The sequence below is a fragment of the Bartonella bacilliformis KC583 genome, from assembly GCF_000015445.1.
GTDB lineage: Bacteria > Pseudomonadota > Alphaproteobacteria > Rhizobiales > Rhizobiaceae > Bartonella > Bartonella bacilliformis.
Genome location: NC_008783.1, coordinates 1387971 through 1411937 on the forward strand (window position 1 = coordinate 1387971; position 23967 = coordinate 1411937).

At 38.7% G+C, this 23967-nt stretch carries 14 protein-coding genes and 1 pseudogene; 8 read left to right on the forward strand and 7 right to left on the reverse strand.

All coding sequences use genetic code 11. From position 1 onward, the window contains the following. Positions 1-163: 163 nt before the first annotated feature. Together grpE and BARBAKC583_RS06490 are read right to left on the reverse strand one after the other, a co-directional pair. Positions 164-832, reverse strand: coding sequence for a nucleotide exchange factor GrpE (gene grpE, locus BARBAKC583_RS06485; protein WP_005768122.1), 669 nt, complete (start codon positions 830-832; stop codon positions 164-166). Between the two features lie 124 nt (positions 833-956). Beyond that, positions 957-2035 (reverse strand): annotated as a pseudogene (locus BARBAKC583_RS06490) (HrcA family transcriptional regulator). Between the two features lie 585 nt (positions 2036-2620). Here BARBAKC583_RS06490 and BARBAKC583_RS06495 point away from each other — a divergent pair. Beyond that, positions 2621-3268, forward strand: coding sequence for a non-canonical purine NTP pyrophosphatase (locus BARBAKC583_RS06495; RefSeq protein WP_005768124.1), 648 nt, complete (start codon positions 2621-2623; stop codon positions 3266-3268). After that, positions 3265-4443, forward strand: a complete 1179-nt coding sequence (hemW, locus tag BARBAKC583_RS06500; RefSeq protein WP_005768125.1) for a radical SAM family heme chaperone HemW — start codon at positions 3265-3267, stop codon at positions 4441-4443. The genes BARBAKC583_RS06495 and hemW overlap by 4 nt, the downstream gene beginning before the upstream one ends. A gap of 47 nt (positions 4444-4490) precedes the next feature. On the opposite strand, the gene dapE is transcribed toward hemW, so the two are convergent. The 3 genes from dapE to BARBAKC583_RS06515 form a co-directional block, all read right to left on the reverse strand. Next, positions 4491-5663 carry a succinyl-diaminopimelate desuccinylase gene (gene dapE / locus BARBAKC583_RS06505; RefSeq protein ID WP_005768126.1) on the reverse strand — a complete coding sequence of 391 codons (1173 nt, stop codon included), beginning with the start codon at positions 5661-5663 and terminating at the stop codon, positions 4491-4493. 118 nt (positions 5664-5781) lie between these two features. Next, positions 5782-6513, reverse strand: coding sequence for a M48 family metallopeptidase (locus BARBAKC583_RS06510; protein ID WP_005768127.1), 732 nt, complete (start codon positions 6511-6513; stop codon positions 5782-5784). 55 nt (positions 6514-6568) lie between these two features. Beyond that, entirely contained in the window at positions 6569-7348 is a 780-nt protein-coding gene (locus BARBAKC583_RS06515) for an alpha/beta hydrolase (protein WP_005768128.1), read from the reverse strand. A gap of 190 nt (positions 7349-7538) precedes the next feature. Between BARBAKC583_RS06515 and infC the strand changes: the two genes are divergently transcribed. Then, positions 7539-8060, forward strand: coding sequence for a translation initiation factor IF-3 (infC, locus tag BARBAKC583_RS06520; RefSeq protein WP_005768129.1), 522 nt, complete (start codon positions 7539-7541; stop codon positions 8058-8060). A gap of 218 nt (positions 8061-8278) precedes the next feature. Beyond that, positions 8279-10045 (forward strand): ABC transporter ATP-binding protein, encoded by a 1767-nt coding sequence (locus tag BARBAKC583_RS06525; RefSeq protein ID WP_005768130.1) that lies wholly within the window; start codon positions 8279-8281, stop codon positions 10043-10045. A 25-nt stretch (positions 10046-10070) separates the two neighbouring features. Here the strand turns inward: BARBAKC583_RS06525 and BARBAKC583_RS06530 are convergent, their stop codons facing one another. After that, the gene (locus tag BARBAKC583_RS06530) at positions 10071-14723 is read right to left on the reverse strand and encodes a translocation/assembly module TamB domain-containing protein (protein ID WP_005768131.1); all 4653 of its coding nucleotides are present in this window, start codon (positions 14721-14723) and stop codon (positions 10071-10073) included. After that, positions 14723-16684, reverse strand: a complete 1962-nt coding sequence (locus tag BARBAKC583_RS06535; RefSeq protein WP_005768133.1) for an autotransporter assembly complex protein TamA — start codon at positions 16682-16684, stop codon at positions 14723-14725. Before BARBAKC583_RS06535 ends, BARBAKC583_RS06530 begins: the two co-directional genes overlap by 1 nt. A gap of 409 nt (positions 16685-17093) precedes the next feature. On the opposite strand from BARBAKC583_RS06535, the gene BARBAKC583_RS06540 reads away from it, so the two are divergent. The 4 genes from BARBAKC583_RS06540 to ubiB all read left to right on the forward strand — a co-directional run bounded on the left by BARBAKC583_RS06540 (position 17094) and on the right by ubiB (position 23948). After that, positions 17094-18626: a YifB family Mg chelatase-like AAA ATPase gene (locus BARBAKC583_RS06540; RefSeq protein WP_005768147.1), complete on the forward strand. Its 1533-nt coding sequence runs from the start codon at positions 17094-17096 to the stop codon at positions 18624-18626. A gap of 399 nt (positions 18627-19025) precedes the next feature. Beyond that, positions 19026-21455, forward strand: coding sequence for a DNA topoisomerase (ATP-hydrolyzing) subunit B (gene gyrB / locus BARBAKC583_RS06545; protein ID WP_005768149.1), 2430 nt, complete (start codon positions 19026-19028; stop codon positions 21453-21455). Positions 21456-21572: 117 nt separating this feature from the next. Further along, positions 21573-22355, forward strand: coding sequence for a bifunctional demethylmenaquinone methyltransferase/2-methoxy-6-polyprenyl-1,4-benzoquinol methylase UbiE (ubiE, locus tag BARBAKC583_RS06550; RefSeq protein WP_005768151.1), 783 nt, complete (start codon positions 21573-21575; stop codon positions 22353-22355). Positions 22356-22358: 3 nt separating this feature from the next. Then, on the forward strand, positions 22359-23948 hold the full coding sequence (gene ubiB / locus BARBAKC583_RS06555; RefSeq protein WP_005768153.1) for a 2-polyprenylphenol 6-hydroxylase: 1590 nt from the start codon (positions 22359-22361) through the stop codon (positions 23946-23948). Positions 23949-23967: the final 19 nt, after the last annotated feature.

Sequence of the window (23967 nt, forward strand, 5' to 3'; positions counted from 1 at the left end):
AAACTTACACACAAATCCCTTTCAACAGGAAGAGAAAAGTCTATCAGCGGGGCAGCTTCTACGCGCCCCCTCTAAGATTTATCAACCATCAAAATAAACACCCTTAATAGCATAAAAGTCAACAACAACGCAGCTTCACACTAAAAATGCTTTATTAATATTTTCATGCCGAATCGGCCTCTGTGGAATTTTCTTTAGGCCCCCCCTTAGCCACACCAACCATTGCTGGGCGCAAAACACGCTCACCAATGATATAACCGGCTTGAACAACCTGTTGTACAGTATTATCTGGAACATCAGAATTGGAAATTTCAAACATTGCCTGATGAAAATTAGGATCAAATTTTTGCCCTTCTGGACAAATTTTCTTCACTCCATGATGTTCTAGAGCGGCCATCATCGCACGTTCAGTCATTTCCACACCTTCAGCTAACATTTTTAAATTTGTATCACTTTCACGTGCATCCGCTGGAATAGCCTCCAAAGCACGATTAAGATTATCAGAAACAGACAACATATCACGAGCAAAATTGGCAATTGAATAAATTTTTGCATCAGCTACATCACGTATCGTACGACGCCGAAGATTTTCCATATCTGCAGCAAGACGCAAAAATTGATCCTTCAGTTCTTTATTTTCATCCTGTAAAGTGGCTAAAAGATCCGTAGACTCATTTTTTTCTTCTTCAACGTCTGCGCATACTTCTTCTTTTCCTCTGTGCATTTTTAAAAGCTCATCAGCAGCCTGTTTAAGGGTATCACGATCAGCTGGATTTTTTAAATCGCAATTTTCAAATGAAGCGTCAGTAAATTTGTTTTTTTCATCAAACATAAAAGTTGCATTCCTTTATAAGGTTTATTGCTCTTGATATCGAAATTTTGTCATCAAAAATCAAGAAGTATTTGTGCATCTTAACACGAATGAATATCTATCAACAAAATGCTTAACACACACACTAATGCAGCAGATACATAAGCTGAACTATATAATTAACTATAGGCTCAATTCTTGCATAATTAAGCTGTGTTGGCCCAATAATGCCTAGAGCACCACACCCTTGCTTGTGCATCACAATAAGGCACTACCCACTAGACGAAGGGCCAGAAAGCAAAAATAACTTATTTTCTAAATTAATAAAAATACGCACTCCTAAACCGTCATCTGCCAAATCAAGCAGCTATTATGCCATACTTTCACGTGTTTCAAGATCATTAATAAATATTTCAACCGCTCTAAATCTTCTCCTACCCTTATATACTCAAGCAAATTGCTCCGCCTACAAACGATAAGATGCATCTTATGATCTGCGTCTTGTCCTCCTCAAAGAGCTACCCGGTCTCAACAAGATGATGAGACAATTCATCAAGAGCGCCCGTGTTTTTTAAGCATGAGCACTCAATTTCTATTTTAGCTTCACTGGAGTGTACAACTCTGAATATGGACATTGAGAAATTTTTTTGCTTTTGTCACTTTTGTCAATTGTATGTGCATGGATAACACCTTCTGGTAAACGAATAATGCGATTTTCAACCTCGCCTTTTTCTATCATCAAAACCGCAAGAATAAGCTCTCCATCAAGACGTACAAATTCGACATGCTTCAATGTCCTTTCATGTTTCATCGCTAAAATCAACCCAATCCTGCGCGACAAACCTGAGAGAATTCGGCTATCTTGGGTTAAAAAATATTCCACAGATTGTGCATAACCAACCTCTTTTGAGAGACGTGTCAATATTTTCACGCTTTTCAATGAGGTAAATCACTTAACTTCCGTAAATGCATCAACAAAAAATCGTAATCCTGATGTGTTGGCATTCATCCTGCAAATACATGAGGTGCATAGATTAAACTCAGATGATGAAAACCTCTCACCACATTACGAATCGTCCCAGACGATAAGTTTTATTATAAAAATTGTGAAAAATTACGCGATCCCACAGGTTCACCATCATTAAGATAAACTTCAACAATGTGGCGAAAAATATCAAGAGAACGCTCATCTAGTCCTTCTAATTCATTAGCAATAGATGTTATTTTACTACTCTTGCGTCACCGTTGAAAAATATCTTCCTCTTACATAATTTTTTCTAAAATCTGGTCAAATAACCTAAATCAGTCTGAGAAACACACTATTTTATTGTATAAAGTACCATTCATTGCAAATGAGAAAAGTAATTTATGTGTTTTTTAATCACTACTCTTTAATTAAACTCAAACGCTTGCTTTTGAATGATATATTAAAAGATGTACAAAGGGATAACATTTATAAAATTTGATAATACCCACATTTTATAATTGTTTGCACTCATTGCAAACATAGAAAATATACGCTCCACGACAAAATCTTTAAAAACCCTCTTGATACAAAATTCTTACGATTTCTACAAAAAACACCCGTTATTGATTTTAATTATAATAATTTATAAACATCAAACCGATTAACGCTGATACGACAGTATATAAAATTCTTGTAAATGTTAAGGAAACCACTAAAAATGAGCTTTCAGTAACGCTACATTTGCCATTTTATCAAACTGGTATTGCCGAGCGTTTTACCCTGTCAAAACAAACCTCTTTACTCAAATAAACAATGAATTCCTCATTTTAGGAGAAGTAGGCATGAGAAGTATAATTGGTAAAAAACTCGTCATTGCTACGCATAATACCGGTAAATTATACGAAATCACCACATTGGTTGCCCCTTTCGATTTAACAATACAATCAGCAGCAGAGCTTAACCTGCCTGAACCAAAAGAAACAGGAACAACATTCGAAGAAAATGCTTATATCAAAGCCTTTGCAGCTGCAAAAGCCACGGGACTTCCTGCTCTCTCTGATGATTCAGGCATGGAAATTGATGCGCTAGGCAATGCCCCAGGAGTTTATACAGCTAATTGGGCTATGCAACCCGATGGTACGCGTGATTTTTCAAAAGCCATGCAAAAAGTAGAAAATGAACTGCAAAAAATCGGAGCCGTTGAAAAAAACCAAAGAAAAGGCCGATTTGTATCTGTCATCTGTGTTGCATGGCCTGACGGCTACGCGGATTATTTTCGCGGTAGCATTGATGGCACATTCATTTGGCCACCACGCGGAAATAAAGGTTTTGGCTTTGATCCCATTTTTTTACCAGATGGGTACGACAATAGCTTTGGAGAAATGTCAACAGAGCAAAAACATGGTTGGCAACTCAATGATGAGATACCTCTTTCACATCGCGCACGTGCTTTCAAGCTTTTTGCGGAAAGTCTTTTGGTAATTTCATGATTGAACCTTTTGGTATTTACATCCATTGGCCCTTTTGTACTGCTAAATGTCCTTATTGTGATTTCAACTCGCACGTTCGCGTCAAGGGTGTAAATCAACAACATTTTGTAAAAGCTTTTGAACGCGAAATGACAACACAATATCATGAGATAGGCCCACGTCATATTACCAGTATTTTTATCGGAGGGGGCACTCCTTCCTTGATGACTCCTCACACAGTCGATGCCTTATTACAATCTGTTGCCAAAAACTGGACAATCGATGATAAAATCGAAATTACCCTTGAAGCCAATCCTTCCAGTGTGGAAGCAGAGCGCTTTCATGGCTACCGTACAGCAGGAGTCAACCGTTTATCTTTAGGTGTACAAGCACTCAATGATAAAGCACTGCAACAACTTGGCCGTCTCCATGATGTTAAACAGGCCCTTCATGCTATTAATTTAGCACGCAAAATCTTTCCACGTCTCTCCTTTGACCTTATTTATGCTCGCCCTGAGCAAACGCTTAAACAATGGAAAGATGAACTTCTACAAGCTATTGATCTGGCCGCAGACCATCTTTCCCTTTATCAACTCACCATTGAAAAAGGAACCGCCTTTAAGCGGCTTCATGCTGAAGGAAAGCTTATCCTCCCCGAGCCAGAATTAGCAGCAGACCTTTATAATCTTACTCAAGAAATAACAGCACTACACGGCCTTCCCGCCTATGAAATTTCAAATCATGCAATTTCTGGTGCAGAATCGCGTCATAATCTTCTTTATTGGCGTTATCACGAATATGCAGGTTTTGGCCCAGGTGCACATGGACGCTTTACGAAACATTCCCTTGCCCTTTCAGAAAGGCCCTCATCTCAACAGACCCGTCATGTGACAATTAATGAAAAACATCCCGAACGTTGGCTCAAATTAGTAGACACAAAAGGTCATGGTTGCATTGAAACAGAAGAATTAACAGGAGAGCAACAAGCTGATGAAATGCTGCTTATGGGTTTGCGTCTTTCAGAAGGCTTTGATCTTACACGTTATGAAACTTTAAGCACCAAAAGCGTATCGTCAGAAAAACTCACTAATCTACAACAACAAGGATTAGTAGAAATGATTGATAACCAGCGCTTAAAAGTGACGAAGACAGGGCGCATCCTGCTTGACCATATAATCAGCCAACTAGCTCATTAAAATTTCCAAAATTGCAACCTACCATTGCACCCGTAGTGATCACTTTTTTACGCAAAAAAATCAATGATAAAACGTTCATAAATAACCGTGAGGCTTTCCATAGCATCAAGAGTGACACATTCGTCTACCATATGCATCGTGTTCCCTGGTAAACCAAATTCAACGACTGGACAGTAATCTTTAATAAACCGCGCATCGGAAGTACCACCAGAAGTTGAACATTCTGGTCTTTTTCCTGTCACTATTTCAATAGCATTCGACAATATTTCAATTAAGTGATCATTTTTGATCAAGAAAACACTGCCTAAATTTTGTATCCATTCAAGCTGATAATAGGGGTATTGATTGCTATTATTTTCCGAATGCACCAAAGCAAGACGCTTTTCAATTTCGGCAATCAGCGCTTCCTTTGTCCAAAGATCATTGTAGCGAATATTAAAACGAATTACTGTTTGCGCTGGAATAATATTGGTAGCAGAATTTCCTGTATCAATAGTTGTCAATTCCAGATTACTTGCTTGAAAATTCTTTGTTCCTTGGTCCAAAGCAGTATCTGTCAACGCCTGAATCAGTTTATGTGCTAAAGGCAATGGGTTAGCCGCGCGCTCAGGAAACGCAACATGTCCCTGCCGACCTTTAACTGTAATGATGCCAGAAATTGATCCCCGACGACCAATCTTAATCATATCACCAACACGTTTTACACTTGTTGGTTCACCGACAATGGCTGCATTCCATTTTTCGCCTTTTTGTGCTGCCCATTTTAGAAGTTTTACTGTACCATTAATAGCGGGACCTTCTTCATCGCCTGTAATCAAAAGACTCACAGCCCCTTTTATAGGTTGTTTTTCAAGAACTCGGGCCAGTGCTGCGATAAAACAAGCTATTGCGCCCTTCATATCAACAGCACCTCGCCCATATATTTTACCCTGATTAATTATCCCCTCAAAAGGAGGATACATCCAATTATCTAATTCACCAGGTGGCACAACATCACTATGGCCAGCAAACATAAGATGCGGCCCCTTATTCCCCATCTTCGCATATAAATTTTCAACATCTGCTGTATTTTTATCTGAAAAAATGGGACGCTCAACACTAAATCCCATTTTTCTTAAAAACTGTTCCAAAATTGATAAAGCGCCAGCTTCATTAGGCGTAATAGAGGGACAACGAATAAGCGCCTGTAACAACTGGACAGGATCTGTAAGGACAGGCATGAGAATTTTTCCGATCTGAACTAAAGGCTATAAAATGTTAAGATGAATTACAAAAAAGATAAAGTAAAAACATTGTAAAACCTCAAAAATGCTCCTGTATATTATCTCATATTATCCACTATCCGTGAAAATTGATCCTATGCAATGTATAACCATTTTTCCTCAACCAAGTGCGATACATTTTATAACCAGAGCAAAGTCTTTCACAAAGGGTCCAAAATTTCTCCCCATGATTCATTTCGATAAGGTGAGCTACCTCATGTGCCACAACATATTCAACAACTTCTTTTGGTGCCATAATAAGGCGCCATGAAAAAGAGAGACGCCCATCTGTTGAACAAGATCCCCAACGGCTTTTTATATCTTTATAATGGATTGATTTGACCTTGCGCCCCACCTTATATGCATAATGAGCTACCAACGGCGTTATTGTGATCTCAGCCTGTTTTTTCAAAAAATCCGCAACACGCCTTGGTAAATATTCTAATTGACTATAGATGATGATTTGCGGTTTTTGTTCTCCATTACCTGAAACAACTTCAACGACCCCACGCCCTTCTTTACGTGTTACGATGTGTGAAACGCCTAATAAGGGAATCGTTGCACCTTCTTTAATATGCAAATTTTCGCAAGAAATGGACAAACGAGCAAGGCGTTCTTCAATCCAAAACTGATGCTTTTCAATAAAACGCTGCACCGCACAGGAACTTACCGCCGGCGGTATTGTCAGGCTAATCCTCTGCCCACTTGCATCAATACGCAATGTAAAACGGCGTGCTCTTCGGTGTTCTCGCACCCGTAAAGGGACAATGCGATCACAGAAAATAAAATTCCGTTCATAAACCGCCATACATTACGTCTTTAATAACCAAATCAATGTTTTTGATAATAAATGAAACTCGCTTTTATTCTGCGTTAATCTGGTCAATCAATGACATCAATATTTTTTCAAAGCAATTCAAATCTTGCGGACGTGAAAACCGATGATCTGCATCACGAACAAGTGTCAATGTTACATTATTTAAAGGTAAATAATCAAGTAAACCTAGTGTATGTTGATAAGGAACCTCTTCATCTTGCATCCCTTGCAAAATATGAATTGGACACCCAACATCAATACACCCTTTCATAACCCTGTTGTTTCGCCCATCCTCAATCAATGCTTTTGTAAACGGTGTTGGTTCCAAACCATAAGCTGAAGGCCATTCAAAATAACCTTTTTCTTCTAAAGCCTTCCATTCTTCTGTACCCAAAGCCGGTTCAATCAAATTTTGTGTAAAATCAGGAGCAGGTGCAATCAACACCATACCAGCTAGTGCCTTTTTTTTCTCTGCCAACATCATAGCGAGTTTTATGGCGATCCATCCTCCCATAGAGGAACCAATCAAAATTTGTGGTCCCTCACAATAAGCTTCAAACACAGCTAAACTCTCTTTCACCCAACGTGAAATGGTTCCTTGAAAAAAATCCCCTTCAGATTCTCCATGGCCAGAATAATCAAAACGTAAACAAGATAAATCATTTTTTTGAGCAAAAGCATCAACAGTCATCGCTTTGCTCCCCAGCATATCGGATCGATAACCAGATAACCAAACTACTCCTGGAGAACGATTACCTTTGCGATAACGTACAGCAAGAGCTGTATTATCAAACGAAAAAAATTGGCAAAGAGTATTTTGATCCATTATTGTCTTTCCTTGAATAAGATACCTTGTTAATAAAAAACTACTATCTTTGAAAAAATAAATCAAAAGCGTTTATCAAAAGCCTGAAAAAAGCATCAATTCTAGTTGTTTTTTCAGACATAATTGTATATTAAAATCTTCAATAATTAATCAAAATTAAGGAGCATAAATCATTCGCCGGCCGTTTAAAATGACGCCTAATCAAAAAGATGGGCCACGTTCAAATCAAGAAATTCGAGTTCCTTGCATTCAACTTATTAATGATGAGGGACAAAATCAAGGAATAGTTTCGACACAAGAAGCGCTCGCTATGGCTGCAAATATTGGACTTGATCTCGTTGAGATCGTGCCAAATGCAGAACCGCCTGTGTGTAAGATTGTTGATCTAGGTAAGCTGAAATATCAGAATCAAAAAAAAGCAGCTGAAACGCGTAAAAAGCAAAAAATCATCGAGATCAAAGAAATCAAACTGCGACCGAATGTTGACGTCCATGATTATGGAGTTAAGCTTAAAGCTATCCATCGTTTTATTGAGCATGGCAATAAAGTAAAAATTACTTTGCGTTTCCGTGGTCGTGAAATGGCGCACCAAGATCTTGGAGTAAAGCTTCTTGAACGAATGAAAGAAGACGTAAGCGAAATTGCTAAAATCGAATCTGAGCCAAAACTTGAAAATCGTCAAATGATGATGGTGATCGCACCTAAATCATAATTCAAAAGGCGCATTTATAAACTTCATTCAGCACGCAAACGCATGGTCTTAAAAATATAATATGCTATTTAAAGTGTTTGAGTAATTTTTGAGAATTAATTAATCGATGCATAAAATCTCTTTATACAAAGCGCTCTTTGTTTGCCAGAAAAGTTAAATCTTTTCCATAGAGGATATCTAATCTTGTCTAGAATAATGATAGAGGATACAAGTGTTTTATGGTAAAAAAACAAACATCCTCTTTCGATAAGCATCTTATTACCCGCCTTTTGCGAGAAAATTTTCAAAAACATGTGCACTGGTACAGTGCCGCGATTGTTTCAATGATTATCATTTCCTTAACCACTGCGACTAGTGCGTGGATCATGCGCGATGTTGTCAATCATATTATTGATGCAAAAAATTTTAATGTAATTATTTTCATTTCCGGTGCTATTGCTTTCATTTTTACTCTTAAAGGAATTGCAACCTTTGCTCAAACCTATTTTCTTAGCAAAGCAGGCAATAGTATTGTTGCTGAACAACAACGCAAAATTTACGCCAGACTTATGCAACAAGGAGTTTCCTTTTACCATAATAATACCTCATCTGATCTTCTTATTCGTGTAACCCACAACGCGACAGAAGCCCGTATTGTTATTGACACAATTATCACAACTTTTGTGCGTGACTTACTTTCTGTTATTGGGCTCCTGTTTGTTATGTTCATTCAAAATTTTACATTAATGACTATTAGTTTAACTGTTGGGCCATTAGCATTTTTAGGGGTTCGAATAGCCTTAAAGCGCGTGCGTAACCTTATGGAGAAAGAACTTCATTCGCTTGGTGAAATCATTAAAGTCATGCAAGAAACTGCTATCGGCATTCAAGTGATTAAAGCTTTTTCGCTAGAAGAATTGATGAAAAAACGCATGAATGAAGCCATTAGTGATGTCGAACAAAAAGCAAATAGTATCTCAACACTTGAAGCTGCAACAAGTCCTATTATGGAAACACTCGCTGGCATTGCAATCGCTGTTGTTATCTGTTTTTCTGGTTACCTTGCAAACCAACATGCAGGTGTTCAAGGTGAGCTAATGTCTTTTATTGTAGCTTTACTTCTAGCTTATGAACCTGCCAAAAGATTAGCAAATGTCCGCGTTAAAATTGAATCTGGTTTGGTGAGTATCCGTACAATGTTCGAAATACTCGACTACCCCTTAACTGTTATAGAACATAAGAAAGCTAAAAACCTTAATAAAACGCAACATTCTATTCGCTTCGAACATGTTTCTTTCGCCTATAAAGATGATCAGGAAGTGCTCAATGATATCAATCTGGAAATAGAAGCAGGAAAAATGACAGCCTTGGTAGGGCCATCTGGTTCAGGAAAATCAACCCTTATTAATCTCATTATGCGCCTTTATGACCCTACACAGGGACGTATATTCATCGGTAATCAAGATATCCGCTACATCACATTTCATTCCCTTCGTAATCTCATATCTTATGTAGGACAGGATACTTTCTTATTCCAAGGCACTATCAAATATAACATCGGACTTGGCAAAGAAGGAGCCAATAACGACGATATTATAAAAGCAGCAAAAGCGGCCAATGCTCATGATTTTATTATGGATTTTCCGAATGGTTATGATACACAAATAGGTGACAATGGTAATAATCTTTCAGGTGGACAAAGACAACGCATCGCTATTGCCCGAGCAATGCTTCATGATGGCGAAATCTTGATTCTTGATGAAGCAACAAGCGCTTTGGATTCACATGCTGAAGCACAAATCAATGAAGCCCTTCATCGCCTTACCAAGGGACGCACGACAATTGTCATCGCCCATCGCCTTTCAACAATTGCCCATGCTCATAAAACTATTGTGATACAAAATGGACAATTGGTTGAGCAAGGAACTCAGTCAGAATTACTGAAAAAGAAAAACAGTCTTTACAAAAAGCTGCACGATATTCAATTTAAAGAGCAAAAATTGTAAGTGATCCTCCTTTAAAATATAATCTTTAATAATCCTTCTCATAGAATAGACCAAAACTAGAGTTCTTTTCATTGCATATAGCAGTTTTCATTTTGAAACGGCGTGAAATATCTAAATTAATTGTTCCTTTTGTTGCCCCATCCGGTCCTGTTTCAAAACCTAGGTAAATATTATCATGGATATAGCGTCCAACACGTAAACCTGTATTCCCTTTTTCATCAACAACAATATCAAGATCATCAAGATTAATTTTATTACGTAAAGCGCTTAACAAAGATGCGTTAGTCGCGCCTGCAAGTTCAGCTACAGCAGTGGCAAGCTGAGCAATTTGAAAGGCCGATAATTCGCTAAGAGAACGGTTAAAAATTAAACGCGCCAAAACTTCATCCTGCGGCAAAACAGGCTGTGAAGTAAATTTAATATCGAGATTATCAATAGTTCCGCTTACCGTTACCATGACATTAACATCAGCATTATCACTGTTGGTTACAAAATAAACAGTAGGGCTAAGATAACCATTAAAGTTTACTCGCCCTTGATCAAAACTGAGACGTCGTGAAAGAATATCAAAACGTCCACGTATCATCTGTAACTCACCAACTGGATATACGTCATGCAATGGACCAGTTAAATTAATATATCCTCCCAACTCAGCATCTAAACCTCGACCACGTACAAAAAACTGATTATTAGCCTTAATTTTCATATTCAAATGTATAAGAGAGAAATCTTGTTCAGAAGCATTGTGATTTTGGCTATCAATTTTAACATTAGCATATTCAAGCGTTTTTCGAATTGGTTTAGTTAAATTTTTCTGTTTAATATTGAAAAATATATTATTTCGAAAATGGTCAGGAATAAAAATTTCAGCCTTTTCAACGGTAATATCACCACCAAGAACAAGATCATCATGTAAAACACGACCAGTTACTGTCATTTCACCTGTTAGGGTTGCCAGAATAGACCCATTATTATAATTAGCACGATTGAGCTTAATCACTAAGTCTGTTTGCAAATCATTAGAAATACGACCTGTAGCAGAAATAGATCCCCCACTAGATGAAGTAGCATGGGCGCGCTCTAGAATCATATGATCGCCATTTAATTTACCCTCAAGTGTTATATCGCGTAGTCCCAAATTTGTTTGTGAATCAGAAAAACTACCATGAGTTACAGAAAATTGACCCACTAATTGTGGTTGCGACAAAACACCATTAATAGTCGTGTCAACTTCTGCTGTTCCTGTTATATGCGCCCCACGCTCAGCCAAAAATTGATCAATAAAAACGAGAGGCATTGTCCCTTTAATACTCAATCCTATTCCGGCATCATATAAAGAAACATACCCTTTTACAGCAAAATCCAACTCCTTAGATCCAGTCGCTATCAGATGGTCAATATGAAGTATTGATTGTTCATAGGAACCACGAGCATCCATATTAACCGGTACACTCCTCTTATGTGCTGTAGAATAAAAAATTAAATCATGGCCCAAAAATTCAAAATGAGCGGATGGATCTTTTAATGTTCCCCTAATATCGATTTTGCCTGTTACCACTCCTCCAAAGGTTTGATTATTCATCAAGCCATTGGCAAAATGTGCAGGTAAGTTTTTTAAATGAACATGTAAATCAAGCTTGTTGTTTTTTAAAGCTAATGTCCCTTGTGTCTGTGCTTGCAACCCCTCTCCTAACAAATCCGAGTCTACAGTAAGGATTCCATCAGTCATTTTTCCCGTAGCAGAAAGCACAAAAGGTGTTATTTTTTTCTCCCGGAGAGCAGCAATCGTCAATCCCTGACCTTTGACATCATAGGTTACATCAGGCTTTTCAAAAGGACCGTTCATCAAAACTGTCCCTGTCAAAGTTCCATCAGCACCAAGATCAGGTCTCCACAAATTGGCTAAAGCAACAGGAATAGCATCCATTGTGAGCTGTAGGTTAAGAGTATCTTGCAAATTTCCTGCAAGCACAATCTTGCCTTCATTGATAGCAAGTCCTAGCTTGCCTATCGTTACCTCGTCTTCATTAAAAATGATTGTAACCGGCTTGAGTAATGTTGCATGAAAATCGGATTGCTCCACATTTACAGTTTCAAGCTGCACTTTTCGCTTCACACCCTCTGGCAACCCTTTTGTCACTATAGAACCAGAAAGCTTTGCATCTGCATCATCATGCAACATCGCCTGAACGTGAAAGGCTGTTTGCCCATGACTACCATTGGCATGAGCGTTTAAATGATTGACCATTATCAACGGTGTCTGAACTTGCTCTGCATTCACAAAGCCTTCAAACTGAATCGTGCCAAAAGGATCGAATATATTCGCTTGTATCTCTAACTTTTTGATTTCATTTTTCGCAAATATTAAATGATCAATATTGGCTTTTAGATTGACGCTTTGTTTACCATTTTGTTCATCAAAAACAACATCCCCTTTCACATCTCCGCTACCTTCTTGCAAGATCAGTGCAGAAATTATTGAAATATCATCAGCATCAATATGCAAAGTCCCCTTCATAAAGCCTTTAAGCGTTCGCGCAAGATTACCTGTTATACTTGCATAACCTCCTTTAATATCAATATCCTGAAATTTCCAAAGATGATCAGAATTGTTAAAAGCAACAGATAATTGCAATGGTTTCTCAGCAAAAGTTCCCTCTCCTTTTACAAGACCATTGAAGTAGGAAATGGCCGGCGATGTATTATCTATGAGTGCATTGATATTCAGGGTTGCATTTTGCAGTTTTTTGCCCACAAAAAGCGCTTCAGAAACATCAACATGCGTGCTAATCGTTATGAAATTATTGTGCCCTCTAGCAGCACCCTTTATTGTAGTTGCCCCCACCAATCTTGGATCTAAAATGGCAAGATCGGATATTTGAGCAGAAAAATCCATCTCAGCGTTTAAATTTGAAAAATGACCATTAGCTCTTACATTTGCGCGTTGATTTTCTAAATGTAAATGACGGATAATCACACCTTTCGTGTTCCGAATAACAGCAGCTGAAACAACAAGATTCCCCTGCATAAAACGATCAACCGCCTCTACTCCCATTTTCACTGTATCAGTAGTCCCTGATAGTTCAAGATTAAAAACACTCCCAGTTAAATTTATAGCTCCCCTCGCTTCAATATCTGCACTACCAGAAAATGGTTGCCCACTTAAAAAACCAAATGGTGCAAGTGTTTTTGCTTTTAAACCAAGATCACCTTTAAAAACGAAACGATCTATTTCTCCTTTTAGCCAAACGGAAAAATCTTGAGCTGTAATACTAAAATCACGAACCAATACAGGCTTATCAGCAAAAATATCCGTATCCATCTTTACATAAATCGTTTGACTATCATCCGCAGACTCATCATTAGAATTTACAACACCTTGGAGAGTACCATTAATCTGAATACCGACATGACGAGAAGCTACATCATCAAGATTCTCGCTTACTCCTCCCATATCAAAGACTGCATCATTAATATGAACATTTCCACTACTTAAATGGTGAATATGAAGCTGGCCTTTCCAAGCTTGTTGCCCCTCACCACCATAATCAATGGTTAAAGCAAGATTATCTGCACGCGCTTTTCCCTTTAACATTGGTAAACGGACAGATTCACCGTGTTTACTCAAGTCTATTTGGCCATCAACAAAAAGACGTCGTAAAAATCCGTCAGCTGTTATTTCAGTGTTAGCAACAACGTTAATCACATCACCTTGAATCATCATATGATCAAGGCGCAGCGCACCTTCTTTTGTCATCACCGCTTCTGCTTTTAATGCAACATCAGATTCAAAAAAGCTGCGATATTGTGCAGGTGTTAAGAAACCAATTTTTCCTGCTAACTCAGTAAAAAGGCGGTGACCTTCTGAAACACTGGCAAGAACAATATTACCATTCAAAATAGGTTGATGATCAGCTTCCAAACGAAGTGCAATATTCAAATCATCAAAAGTACCATTGCCTGTAACGACGAAATTGAGTGCAGGACGCTTATCAACACGAAGAATATTGGCCAAAATACCATTTTTGGGCTCATCAGCAGTGATATTAATCTTAGCTGTACGGCTGCTATTCAATAACTTTGTTAGAATAGAAAAATGACCCGGCGCATCCAAACGATCAATTGTTATATCCGCGTTAAAATCACCATTGACCAAGCTTACATGTCCTTTTAACGACACATCAGAAGAAAGACCAAAAAAATCTTGTTCAAAATTTATATGTTCTGCAACAAACGTATTGATGGAAATATCTATAGGTAATTTAGGTATGGAAAATCGGCTAGAGTCGGAAGAAGAAATTGATGAAGAATCCTGCGGTTTGCGTAAAAACGTGATATATTCCGCTGAAAGCTGATCAATCTGAACATGCCCTTTGAGCAAAGCTAGACGATTCCAATCTATCTTAGCATTGACAATTTTAAGCCAAATACCTTTATGATCACTGACAGTAATGGCATCAACTGACGTCTTAGAAAACAGTATTCCTTGCACATTGTTCAAACGAACTTGGTGATTAGGCGTTGAAAGTTTACGTTCAATAAAAGAAATAAACCAAGAACGATTATCTGCTGCCGCTTCAAGAGAAGATGAACGATCTCTCTGTATAAACAGAAAAAAACTTATCACAAGAAGAAAAACAGCAAATAAAATTCCCCCTAAACATAATATTTTTTTCATTAGAATGCTTGCCCTATCCCCACATAAATCCCTATGCGAGGATCACCTTTCTCCCGCTTAAGAGGCCAGGCTACATCAAACCGTACAGGACCAAGACCTGTCATATAACGTCCTCCGATACCCATTCCCCATTTGATTTTTTGTAAAAAACCAAAATTTGCTTTTTCCTCTACACGACCACCATCAACAAAACTGACAAGCCCTATATCATCATTCAAAGAAAAACGTAATTCCGCTGAACCTTCAATAAGTGAACGCCCGCCAATAATACCATTTTCTGTTTTAATGCCAATATTATGATACGCGTAACCACGAACAGATCCACCCCCACCAGAGAAAAAAAGCACATCTGGAGGCAATAAAATCTTATTATTCCCGATGATTGTGCCAAGCTTTGCCCGCGTTGCAAAAACAAAACGATTTTTCGTGTCAAGTACCCAATAAGAACGACCTTCTACTGTCATTTTTGTCATAAAACTGCTCAAGTTCATTTCGTAAAAAGGATTAAGGATCACTTCACTATACAAACCTTTTGTTGCATTAAGCTTATTGTTACGGCTGTCATAAATTAAATCACTTTGTAACCCAATCACCGTGAAATTGCGGTTTCCAAGATGATTATCATGTAAATGGCCTCTAGTAATAACCATAGCAACCCGCCCTGATAAATTATCATTGATGACGTGTGTAAGACTCAATTTTCCTTTAATAGCTGTTGTGATATAACTATCTAAGACGTCCCGTTGCACTTTTAGTTCTGCCCCCAAATCTGTATCAGGGGTGATGATACCAGGCTTAATAAACGTTACCTCCAAAAGATAATTGAAATTCTTTGGATGATAAGATTGCTCTTTGCGACGACCGATACTGTTTATTTTGGTTTCAATTTTAAAACGTTCTGCATGACCAAAAAGATTGCTATGGGTCCAATAAATCTCACCCCCACTACCATCTAATGTTGAATAGCTACCACCCATGCCTAAACGTCTTAGCTTACGTTCTTCTACAACGACTGTAAGCGGTAAATGACCATCAGAGTTAATTGTATCTGCTTCACGCACATCGATAGAACGAAAAACATCAAGCCGTGCGAGTCGCTTATTCGCTTTGGCCACAGCCTCAGAATCATATTGCTGCCCAGGCTTCAATCCTGTCATCCATACGACATACATTGGATCTATGTGTGGGTGTTTATTTACATCGCGCACATTTATCGAACCGTAATAAGCTTTTTGCTTAGGATCAACTACAATTTGCGCATCAATTATACGCCTAGCATGATCCGCAACTATATCACGACTGATAACATCTGCTTTCGCATAACCTCGCTGGCGCCACCCTTCAATTGCCCACCTTTCTGCATTAAGAATAGTCTCTGATTTTGCCAAAGCTCCAACTTTATAGCCTAAATCCTCAACTGAAATCATTCCACCTGTTTTATACTTTGCAAGCGGAGAAGCCTTATTGATACGCACAGCATTAAAAACATATTGTGGACCCGCATCAACCGTAATGACAATAGTCGATTTATCGGGTAATTCAGTCATGGGAGATACATCAGCAACTTCCAATCCATTGATCTTAATACTAATAACACCGCCATAACGCCCATCCGCATACAAAGCAGACAGAATTTCCCTATAATTTGAACGAGCTTTTGCCAACAAACCTGCAGAACTAGAAACAGATTTATCCTGATCCGCAACAAGAGAAGAAACAGTTTTTACTATTTTCACGCCCTCTAGTGGTGCACCTGGCGGCGCAACAACATCAACTTTATAGGATTTTTGTGCACCCTGAATGCCATCTGAAGGAGCATTTGACTTTTTTTCACCAAATAAATGAATGCCAAAAATTTCAAATGCTGCAAGTGGCTGCGGAAAAGAAAAGACTAAACACAAGCCTAAACACGCAGTGCGTAAGATTCCTGATTGCAACAAAACCTTTGCCTGACATATCATCAAATCAGATACTCTTAAACAAATACTTAGTACTGTTTTCCTTAAAAATAACGCCAAAAGAGCAATACAAACATATCTATTTTGAGATTCTTACGCATTTTAATGGGAGTAAATAGCACTCTCACCTATAGTGTGTTTTCTACAGTGTTTTTTCTCTTATGCTAAAAATCTAACCCCTCGTTAAACAAAATAGTTGTCTTTTTCCCTTATAACATATTCATTGAATTAATCTAATATATTTTTTCGGCCGTATATATTATAGTTAAATTTATACAAATTATAACGGCACCATAAAAAGCGTATTTATTGCTTATACAGATCTTTTTATCAAAAAAATATATAGACATTTCTTGATTTTTATAAGCAGATATGGTTGTTTCTTAAAATTATCAAGGGGGAAAATCAATTAATGATTGCCTGTGTTACGACAGTTGCTTTTCGTGGTCTAGAGGCAATCCCTGTTGATGTGCAGGTCATGATTTCTTCCGGCAAAATAGGAATGGCTATTGTTGGGTTAGCGGATAAAGCCATCGCAGAAAGCCGTGAACGTGTGCAAGCAGCTCTCTACGCTTGCGGACTTTCAATGCCAAACAAACGAGTTACCATTAATCTTGCTCCGGCTGATTTGCCCAAAGAAGGATCGCATTATGATCTACCCATTGCTATCGGCTTAATGCTTGCTATGGGAGTTTTACCCTCTGAAATCGTAAAAAACTACCTCATTTTAGGGGAATTATCACTGGATGGATCTATTACTGCTGTCAATGGCGTTTTACCAACTGCAATGACAGCTTTATCACTTGATAAAGGTCTAATTTGTCCTCGCCAATGCGGACCCGAAGCTGCATGGGTTAATGCAGATATGGACATCCTAGCACCCGATACTCTTCTTACAATAATTAATCATTTTAAAGGAATTCAAATTCAAAAACGGCCACAACCGCGACAATACACAATCCAAACTGAACTACCAGACCTTTGCGAGATTAAAGGACAAAAAACCGCTAAACGTGCTTTAGAAGTTTGCGCAGCTGGGCGACATAACCTCCTGTTTGTAGGCCCTCCTGGAGCAGGAAAATCTATGTTAGCCCAATGTTTACCTTCTATTCTACCACCTCTTGATAGCCGTGAGCTTTTAGATGTCTCTTTAATTGCTTCTATTGCAGGGGAAACAGCCTATAATACCCTCTCACTCCACTGCCCTTTTCGTGCTCCACATCATTCTGCTTCTATGGCAGCAATGATTGGCGGTGGCCTTAAAGGACGACCAGGAGAAGTATCTCTCGCTCATAATGGCATTTTATTCCTTGATGAATTTCCTGAATTTGCTCCTCAAGTCCTCGATTCTCTTCGTCAACCCTTAGAGAGTGGAGAATGTATCATCGCCCGTGTTAATCATCATATTAGCTACCCCGCGCGTATCCAACTTATTGCTGCAATGAACCCATGCCGATGCGGAATGGCAGGTGAAAAAGGTTATGTTTGTGCCAAAGGGACACGTTGCCAAACCGATTATCAGGCTCGTATTTCTGGTCCCCTGCTCGATCGAATTGATTTGCGCATTGATGTCCCTGCTTTAACAGCAATGGATCTTATGCAGCCAGAACAATCCGAAAAAAGTTGTAATGTTGCAAAACGCGTCGCACGAGCCCGTGCTATTCAAGCTAAACGGTTTGCCAAAATGGATCTTGCCCATATTCGCACCAATGGCGATTGTCCTGCAAAAATTATTGAACAGATTGCCACCCCAGACCAAAATGCAGCTGTCTTACTAAGGGATGTTAGTGAAAAAATGCGCCTTTCTGCACGCGCTTATCATCGTATTCTCAAAGTTGCACGCACTATTGCCGATCTTGATGAAGCGCAGAAACTTTCTCGTCACCATCTCGCAGAAGCTATTTCTTATAGATTGGGCAATGAACGATTAGTAGCTCTCAATTAAACGGAATCTTTTATCAAAACAAAATGAAATAATCAGAAAAATAAAACCCTGTAAGAATGCCATCATACTCTAAAAATTTCTGTAGTAAGTATATTTACTGATATTATTTTTCCCCTAATAATTGTGAAGTAGTAAAATACTATCACACTCTCTCAATTAAAATTACTAATCGTAAAAATACCAGAAAATCTCTTTGATTTTCTTCCAATCTAATAAACACAAAAAATAAGAAAATTGATATCATTTGGGTATGCACAAATCATTCCATTATTATAATTGGCAAATGTTGAACATCTGGGTGATATACGGTAAATGTCAATATGATTATTTCATCAATAACTTATTTGAACAATAAGCCTAAAAAGAGCTAATAAACTTAAAACAGAAATGGATTGACTTATGAGTGATGAAACAACCTCACCGACATCTGGTGACTATGGTGCCGCTTCTATCAAGGTTCTCAAAGGTCTTGATGCTGTCCGTAAACGTCCTGGTATGTACATCGGTGATACCGACGACGGTTCAGGCTTACACCATATGGTTTATGAAGTCGTCGACAACGCTATTGATGAAGCATTAGCTGGCTACGCAACTCTTGTAAATGTTACGCTCCATGCCGATGGATCCTGTTCTGTTTGTGATAATGGACGTGGAATTCCAACTGATATTCACCCAACAGAACATGTATCAGCTGCTGAAGTGATCATGACGCAACTTCATGCTGGTGGAAAATTTGATCAAAATTCTTATAAAGTTTCAGGGGGATTACACGGCGTTGGTGTCTCTGTTGTTAATGCACTATCGGTTTGGTTGCGCCTTCGAATCAAGCGTGATGGTAAAATCCATGAAATGTCGTTTACTCATGGAGTGGCTGATGCTCCGCTCAAAGTCGTTGGTCAATGCGGTACAGAAAGTGGCACAGAAATCAGCTTTTTACCAAGCCCCGAAACCTTCACCATGGTTAAATTTGATTTCGAAACATTAGAGCGTCGTCTTAGAGAATTAGCTTTTTTGAATTCTGGTGTACACATTCTTCTTGTTAACCAACACCATGCTGATGTTCGATCAGTAGAATTATATTACGAAGGTGGATTAATTGAATTTATCAAATATATTGACCAATCAAAAAAACCCTTAATTGATGCACCGATTTACATCACAAGCGAAAAAGATGGGATCAGTGTAGATGTTGCTTTATGGTGGAACGATTCTTATCATGAGAAAGTATTGTGTTTCACCAATAATATTCCTCAACGCGATGGAGGAACCCATTTAGCGGGATTCCGCAGCGCCTTAACACGTCAAATTAACGGTTATGCTGAATCCTCAGGCATTGCAAAAAAAGAAAAAGTTAATTTAACTGGCGATGATTGCCGTGAAGGACTCACAGCCATTCTTTCCGTTAAAGTTCCCGATCCAAAATTTTCTTCACAGACAAAGGATAAATTGGTTTCTTCTGAAGTCCGTCCAATTGTTGAAAATTTGGTAAATGAAGGACTTTCAGCATGGCTAGAAGAACACCCTAATGAAGCAAAAATTCTCATTAGCAAAGTTGTAGAAGCTGCTGCAGCGCGCGAAGCAGCACGCAAAGCGCGTGAACTTACACGGCGAAAAGGAGCTCTCGATATCACTTCTTTACCAGGTAAACTTGCTGATTGTCAGGAACGTGATCCTACAAAATCAGAAATTTTTATCGTCGAGGGGGATTCAGCTGGTGGTTCAGCTAAAAGCGGACGTTCACGCCAAAATCAAGCAATTTTGCCTTTACGCGGTAAAATTCTTAATGTCGAACGAGCACGTTTCGACCGAATGCTTTCATCCGAAATGATTGGTACGCTTATTACTGCCCTTGGAACCTCTATTGGTAAGGATGAATTTTCACCTGATAAATTGCGTTATCACAAAATCATCATTATGACAGATGCAGATGTTGATGGCGCTCATATTCGCACCTTGCTTCTCACTTTCTTTTTCAGACAAATGCCTGAATTAATTGAACGTGGTCATCTTTATATCGCGCAACCACCTCTTTATAAAGTATCACGTGGTAAATCCTCTCAGTACATTAAAAATGAAGCAGCATTTGAAGATTTCTTAATTGATAGTGGTTTGGAAGAAACAACATTAGAATTATCAAGTGGTGAGGTTTGTGCAGGCATTGATTTACGCCAATTCGTCCAAGATGCCCGTTTGTTGCGCCAACTCTTAAACGGTCTCCATACCCGCTATGACCGCAATATTGTTGAGCAAGCAGCAATCGCTGGTGCTTTCAATTTTGAGGCTTTTGCAACACCAGAAACAGCACAAAAAATAGCGGATACGATAGCAAAACGTCTTGATTTAATTGCTGATGATATGGAACGTGGTTGGAGCGGTCAATATACATCAGATGGAAGTTTATGCTTTGAACGCGTTTTGCGCGGAGTTAAAGATGTTATTACTCTTGATGCAGGGTTTATAAATTCAGCAGATGCACGCCAAATTGGTCATATTGCCAAAAATCTCAAAGACATCTATCGTGATCCTCCTCTTTTGCGTCGCAAAGATAAGTCAGAACGCATTTTTGGTCCTACGAGTTTATTGGAAAGTATTTTTATAAACGGTAAAAAAGGTATTACTTTACAGCGTTACAAAGGCCTTGGAGAAATGAATGCTGATCAGCTTTGGGAAACAACTCTTGATCCTGATGCGCGTTCTCTTTTACAAGTTAAAATCAATGACGCAACTGATGCAGATTCTCTCTTCTCCCAGTTAATGGGTGATGAAGTTGAACCACGGCGAATTTTTATTCAAAAAAATGCCCTAAACGTTGCTAATCTTGATATCTAAGTGTGCTCTTTATTTTAAGCTGTATCAACCATCGTGGTTGTTGAAATTATTTTCTCGTATTTGGCGTTTTCTCTATCCTGCATCTACGATAAAAGAAAAATAAAAAGGATCACACACATGACAGCTGAAACAAAACGTGTAGGAGCTACAGGTGGCATGGAAAATTCTTTTGGCTTCACACAGATTGATGAAGCACAAAAGCAATCTATGGTTGATGGTGTATTTCATTCTGTTGCTGAAAATTATGACAGAATGAATGACATCTTATCTCTTGGACTACACCGTATTTGGAAAAATTCCATGATTACATGGTTAGCTCCACCAGCGATATCTGGCTGGAAAGTAATCGATGTCGCCGGGGGCACTGGTGATATCGCGTTTCGAATCCTCAACGCCTCACGCAAAAAAGCTCATGCCACAGTACTTGATATTAATCATTCGATGCTTAACGTCGGCAAAAAACGTGCACAGATAAATGGTCTTGCCCCTTTTATTGACTTTGTTGAAGCCAATGCAGAACAACTCCCTTTTTCAGATCAAAGCTTCGATGCCTATACGATTGCCTTTGGAATTCGCAACGTACCACATATTGATAAAGCTCTCTCTGAAGCTTTTCGTGTTTTAAAACCAGGAGGACGTTTTTTATGTTTAGAATTTTCAAACGTTGAAATGCCTCTCCTTGATAAACTTTATGACCTTTGGTCTTTTCATGCTATTCCTAAACTTGGTCAGCTGATTGCAGGAAATAGTGATGCTTATCGCTATTTGGTTGAATCCATTCGTATGTTTCCTAAACAAGATGATTTTGCATGTATGATCAATCGCGCAGGTTTCTCACGGGTATCTTATCGCAATTTCACGGGCGCCATCGCAGCGCTGCATTCAGGCTGGAAAATCTAAGCAATGGCACGAATTTCCACTTATTTCCAAATTATACGTGCAGGATGGGTTTTAACACGTGAAGGAGTTATAAGTGCTCTCCCCAATGATGGCCTGCAAGGCTTTCCAGCTTTCTGTCATCGTATAGCCAGTATTTTAGCGCGAAGCAAAACAAAAAAGAAGCGCCGAGCTGAAAATATCTCATATGCCATAAATAAACTTGGTCCCTCTTATATCAAATTATGTCAATTTCTTGCGACCCGCCCTGATATTGTTGGACGCGATATTGCAACAGAATTGTCACAACTCCAGGATCGTGTTCAAACATTTCCTTGCACTGCAGCCATTTCCCAAATTGAAAATTCACTTGGCCGCTCTATCAGTGATTTATTCCTAAATTTTCATCCACCTATTGCGGCTGCTTCTATTGCTCAAGTCCATCCAGCTGAATATTATGACGAAATGGGGAATAAAAAAAAATGTGCTGTTAAAGTTATTCGCCCCAATATCAGAACACGTTTTGCTAAAGACCTTAAAGGCTTTTATCTTATTGCTCATTTACAGGAACGTTACATACCTGCTTCCCGGCGCCTACGCCCTATTCGTGTCGTTGACACGTTAGCACAAACCACACACATGGAAATGGATTTACGCTTAGAGGCAGCAGCCATATCAGAAATGGCTGAAAATACTCAAAATGACGTGGGTTTTCGAGTTCCTGCTATTAATTGGGAACGAACAGGGCGTAATGTTTTAACAATGGAATGGATTGATGGCATAAAAATATCTGACATTTCAGCACTCAAAAAAGCTGGTTTTGATTTGAAAGCCTTAGCAGCTACACTCATTCAATCTTTTCTCCGTCATACCTTACGTGATGGTTTTTTTCACGCTGATATGCATCCTGGTAATTTGTTTGTGGATCAACAGGGATGTATTGTTGCTGTTGATTTAGGAATTACAGGACGACTTGGTAAAAAAGAAAAATATTTTCTTGCTGAAATTCTTTATGGTTTTATCACGCGCGACTATTATCGTGTAGCACAAGCACATTTTGCAGCAGGCTATGTACCAGCGCATCATAATATTGAGAGCTTTGCTCAAGCTAACCGAGCGATTGGTGAACCCATTCATGGACAATCAGCACAAAGCATTTCCATGGCCAAATTGCTCACACTCTTATTTGAAGTTACTGAATTATTTGACATGCAAACAAGACCTGAATTGTTGTTGCTACAAAAGACTATGGTTGTTGTTGAAGGGGTTGCCCGCACGTTGGATCCAAATTTTAATATGTGGAAAGCTTCTGAACCTGTTGTCAAAGAGTGGATTAGCAAAAATTTAGGGCCTGTAGGACTTGTAAAAGATTTAAATGAAGGAGCACAAGCACTGCTTTCATTAGTACGTCAAACGCCGCAATTGGTACAAAATTTTGAGCGTATAGAAGAAGGCTTAAGCCAAATGACAAAAACAGGACTTTATCTTTCCCCTCTCACTCTCAAACAGCTTGCTTTTGAACAAAAACACATTAATCGTCATAGTCGCTATAGTCTATTCATCATTGCTCTTTGTTGTATTCTTTCGACCTTTTTGCTTTTTTTTCATTTTGCCTAACCTGCTTAACATGCTAAAA